This is a genomic window from Bradyrhizobium sp. (assembly GCF_016462955.1).
Taxonomy (GTDB): Bacteria; Pseudomonadota; Alphaproteobacteria; order Rhizobiales; family Xanthobacteraceae; genus Bradyrhizobium.
This window is the reverse complement of sequence record NZ_JAEMSD010000050.1, coordinates 1,132-5,026: the sequence shown is the minus strand read 5'-3', so window position 1 is coordinate 5,026 and position 3,895 is coordinate 1,132. Positions and strand designations below refer to the sequence as shown.

Below are 3,895 nucleotides of genomic sequence, written 5' to 3'. Positions count from 1 at the left end.
TTGGCGACGCTAAACCCGTCGCCGCCGACGGCGAGGTAGTCGTTGAGCGTGACACGGTAGCCGCTTCCAGCTTCGATCGGCCTGCCGCCCAAGGTCATCTTCTCGAGGCTGACGCGCTCGCCGAATGGCTTTGATGCATCCCAGGTATAGCTGAAGCCGTTCGACACCTGCAGAATTCGCGGCCGCTGCGGGTCCAGCCATTGCTGCTCGAGCATGTCCTTGAGCTGTCTGCCCGTCAGCGTCATGGTGACCAGGCGGTTGCGGAACGGCTGGCTGGCGAACACATCGCCGAACGTGATCGCGCCATTCTCCTTCGGAATGATGTCGCTGCGGATGCCGCCGGGATTGGTGAGGGCGATGACAGCTCTGCCATCCTTGGCATCGCGGGTCGCGAACAATTGAGCGTCGGCGACGACATCACCGAGCGCGCTTTCGCCGGCCTCGTTCGGCACGCGCGACAATGTCTGCGTCACCGAGCCGGCCGGGCGGCTCGCGATCGGCGCAGAGAGCCTGTCATAGGCGTCGATCAAAGCGGTCTGCTCGGCATCCCTGGCCAGCGAAGCGTTGGCGACGATGACATTCTCGGCCTTGGCGCCGACGATGTCGCGCGTGGCGGGATCGAGCTTGAGGTCGATCGCCGTCACCAGCGTACCGTATTTGTCGCCGCTGGTGACAAGCCGCCCGTCGATGTCGCAGACATAGGCGCGGTGGGTGTGGCCGCTGACGACGACGTCGACGGCACGATCGAATTTCCTGACGATGTCGACGATCGGCCCCGTGATGGCAGGACATTCGTTGTAGTCGCCGGCGGGCTCGCCGCCCTGGTGGATCAGAACCACGATGGCCTCGCCGCCGCGCGCCTTCAGCTGCGGCACGAGCGCGTTGACCGTCCCGGCTTCGTCGCGGAATTCGAGCCCGGCAATGCCGGCAGGTGAGACGATGCCCGCCGTTTCCTTCAGGGTCAGTCCGATGAAGGCGACGGGGATGCCGTCGAACTCCCTGATCTCGTAGGGCGGCAGCACGCTTCTGCCGGTCGCGGTTTCCACGGTTGAGGCCGCGAGGTAACGGAATTTGGCGCCCGTGAAGGGATGCGGTCCCTGGCAGCCGTCGACGGGATGGCAGCCGCCGTTCTGCATGCGCAGAAGCTCGGTCTTGCCCTCGTCGAATTCGTGATTGCCGACCGAACTGATCGCGAGCCCCATCATAGAGAGCGACTCGATCGAAGGCTCGTCATGGAACATCGCCGACAGGAACGGGCTGGCGCCGATCAGGTCGCCTGCGGCAACGAAGATCGTGTTCCTGTGCCCCTCGCGCAGCTGCTTCACCAGCGTCGCCATGTATTCGGCGCCGCCCGCGGCAACCATCACCTTCCTGGAGCTGTCTTCGGGGTCATTGATGCGGATGCCGCCCGGCGGCGGCCGCAGATTGCCGTGGAAATCGTTGATCGCGAGAATGCGCAGTTCGACCGGTGCGGCGGTCTGCGCCGCAGCGGGGACGGTGCTGGTGAGAACGAGAACGAAGCAAGTCAGCCGGAGAAGGTGTCTCATGGGATGAGACTATTCGCTCGGCGCAAAGATTTCACGAAGGTTGTTGTCGTCATTTTGGGGCGACCGCGGCATCTTTCCCCACAGGATCGCATCATCGTACGAGCCGTGCTGCTTGATGAATGCCGGGCCCACCACGTGGCGCAACAATCAGCTACAATCTTTCATTTGAAAAACCGTTGGTTGTGAGGCACGATCCGGCCACGTTCCCTTCAGGCAGATGTCACGATTGATGATGGCCTCCCCCCGGATCGACGAATCCTCTCCATATTATCGCGGCTGGCGCGTCGTGCTGGCTTGCTTCCTGATGGCCTTCTTCATGTTCGGCTTCGGCCTCTATGGCCAGGGCGTCTATCTTGCCGAGTTGCAGCGCGCTCACGGCTGGCCGGGCACGCTGGTCTCCGCGGCCAGCACCTTCTCCTTTCTCCTGACCTCCGTGCTCGTCATCTTCACCGATGATCTGCTCGAACGCATCGGACTGCGCGCGCTGATCCTCTGCGGCCTGGCGGCGCTCGGCGCTTCGACCGTGCTCCTGGCGCTGCTGCAGACGCCCTGGCAACTCTATCTCGCCTATGCGCTGATGTCGGTCGGCTGGACCGGCATGGGCACGGTGGTGATCGCGACCGTGCTGAATTCCTGGTTCGAGCAGCGGCGCGGCCTCGCGCTCAGCCTTGCCTTCAACGGCGCGACTTGCGGCGGCATCATTCTCGTTCCGCTGTTGCTGTCGCTGACCGGCAGCATCGGCTTCCGTTCTGCGATGCTGACGGCGACGGTCGCGATGATGGTGCTGGTGCTGCCGGCGGTCGTCACCTTCATTGGCTGGCCCGCAGGGACGGCGCCTGCAACGGGCGGACGTTCCTCCGCCTCCCCTGCGCCGGTTCGCTCGCGCAAGGCGCTGCTCGCCAACGCGGCGTTCTGGACCATGGTGCTGCCGGTTGCGCTCGCGCTGCTGGCTCAGATGGGTTTCATTGTCCACCAGGTGACGTTTCTCGAGCCGCTGATCGGCCGCTCCACCGCAGGGCTCGCCGTCACCGTCATGGCGGCGATGGCGATCGTCGGTCGCCTCGTGCTCGGGCTGTTCGTCGACCGGCTCGATGCCCGGCTCGCCTGTGCGGTTTCGATGACGAGCCAAGCGGCTGCGCTGTTCGTGGCTATCCAAAGCACGAGCCCGGCCGTGCTGCTGGCCTGCTGCGCCGTCTACGGCTTCTCGATGGGCAACATGATCACTTTCCCGCCCTTGATCATCCAGCGCGAGATCGGTGCTTCGGCGTTCGCGACCGCGGTGGGCTTGGGCACCTCGATCAGCGGCATCGTCAGCGCCTTCGGCCCCGGTCTCGTCGGTCTCGTCCGCAGCTTGACCGGAAACTACACCTCCGCATTGGCGCTGTGCGCCGCGCTCAATCTCGTGGCGGCGGGAATCGTGTTGTGGCGGCCGGGGAAGCGAGCGAGCCTCGCACCTTCGTAGCCGCTCACACGACAGGTGTCATCGCCCGACTTGATCGGGCGATCCAGTATTCCAGAGGCCGGCATTGAAGAGCACGCTTTCACGACATCCGCTGTGGCGTACTGGGTGCCCCGGACCAGCCGGGGCATGACAGCGGTGGGGTTGGCGAGGTCGTCGCGCCCTGAAGCGCGATGACGATTCATCCATATCTCATCGCGCTTTAGGGGGAGGAGACGCCTTACCCCAGCAGCACCGCGTCCGCCGCCGCGACCGATTCCGCGCTCTCCGTCACGGTGCGCTCGAGCGCTTCGGCCTGCACCGTGATGTTCTCGGCAAAGAAGCGCGCAAGCGCGACGTAGCGCGCAGCCTCCGCGTTGCCTTCGGCCTTGGCGGCGAGCGCCTCGGAGGCGAGCAGGCAGCCGCCGAGCGTCGCGCCGAACTGCTGCAGATAGGGTGTCGCACCCGCAAGCGCGTCGCTTGGCGCGGAGGCGACGCGCTCCAACAGCCATTTGCTGGTGCGCGTGAGCGCCCCCAGCGCCTCGCGCAGCTTGGTGCCCGTGGTGCCGAAGCCGGGATCGTTCGACGCCTCCACCTGCTTGACGGTTGCCGAGAGCTCGTCGAGCAGCGTCCATACCGCGGCGCCGCCATTGGCAGCCAACTTGCGCGTCACGAGGTCGATCGCCTGGATGCCGTTGGTGCCCTCGTAGATGGCGGTGATGCGCGCGTCGCGATAATGCTGCGCCGCGCCGGTCTCCTCGATGAAGCCCATGCCGCCATGCACTTGCACGCCGAGATAGGCGACCTCGTTGCCGATGTCGGTGGAATAGGCCTTGGCCATCGGCGTCAGCAGCGCTGCGCGCGCGGCGGCATCTGCGCGCACCTTGGGATCCCTGGCGCGCGTCGAGAC

Annotated in this window: 2 protein-coding genes and 1 pseudogene; 1 reads left to right on the top strand and 2 read right to left on the bottom strand. The window is 65.5% G+C overall.

Going from position 1 to position 3,895, the window contains the following annotated elements:
* A pseudogene (locus tag JHD07_RS08310) lies at nucleotides 1-1,547 on the bottom strand (bifunctional metallophosphatase/5'-nucleotidase); the annotation flags it as partial.
* A gap of 229 nt (nucleotides 1,548-1,776) precedes the next feature.
* Here JHD07_RS08310 and JHD07_RS08305 point away from each other — a divergent pair.
* Nucleotides 1,777-3,009 (top strand): MFS transporter, encoded by a 1,233-nt coding sequence (locus JHD07_RS08305; protein WP_291620867.1) that lies wholly within the window; start codon nucleotides 1,777-1,779, stop codon nucleotides 3,007-3,009.
* A 217-nt stretch (nucleotides 3,010-3,226) separates the two neighbouring features.
* Here JHD07_RS08305 and JHD07_RS08300 read toward each other — a convergent pair.
* The coding region (locus tag JHD07_RS08300) for an acyl-CoA dehydrogenase (protein ID WP_291620865.1) at nucleotides 3,227-3,895 on the bottom strand (669 nt) is incomplete at its 5' end.